At 50.8% G+C, this 769-nt stretch carries 1 pseudogene; it reads right to left on the bottom strand.

The window, feature by feature from the left end:
• Nucleotides 1–769: pseudogene (locus ADH81_RS11340) on the bottom strand (hypothetical protein); the annotation flags it as partial.

Here is a 769-nt window from a genome sequence, read left to right as displayed (position 1 = left end):
CACGTCAGCCTCAACAAGTGCAAGTACGTCAGCAAGTACATCCGCCTCAACAAGCGCAAGTACATCTGCTAGCACGTCAGCAAGTACGTCAGCGTCAACAAGTGCAAGCACGTCAGCAAGCACATCTGCATCAACAAGTGCAAGTACGTCAGCGTCAACAAGTGCATCAACCTCAGCGTCTGAGTCAGCATCAACAAGCGCAAGCACATCAGCGTCTGAATCAGCATCAACAAGTGCATCAACCTCAGCATCTGAATCAGCAAGTACAAGTGCATCGACCTCAGCATCTGAATCAGCAAGCACAAGCGCAAGCACATCAGCGTCTGAGTCAGTGTCAACAAGTGCATCGACATCGGCATCTGAGTCAGCGTCAACAAGTGCAAGCACATCAGCGTCTGAGTCAGCAAGCACAAGCGCAAGCACCTCAGCATCTGAGTCAGCATCAACAAGTGCAAGCACAAGCGCAAGCACATCAGCGTCTGAATCAGCATCAACAAGTGCATCAACCTCAGCATCTGAATCAGCAAGTACAAGTGCATCGACCTCAGCATCTGAATCAGCAAGCACAAGCGCAAGCACCTCAGCATCTGAGTCAGCCTCAACAAGTGCATCGACATCAGCATCTGAATCAGCAAGTACAAGTGCATCAACAAGCGCAAGCACCTCAGCGTCTGAGTCAGCCTCAACAAGTGCATCGACATCAGCCTCTGAGTCAGCAAGCACAAGTGCGTCAACCTCAGCGTCTGAGTCAGCCTCAACAAGTGCATCA

The organism is Streptococcus pseudopneumoniae, assembly GCF_001072925.1.
In the GTDB taxonomy this organism is placed as follows: domain Bacteria; phylum Bacillota; class Bacilli; order Lactobacillales; family Streptococcaceae; genus Streptococcus; species Streptococcus pseudopneumoniae_Q.
This window is presented reverse-complemented; position numbering and strand designations above follow the sequence as displayed.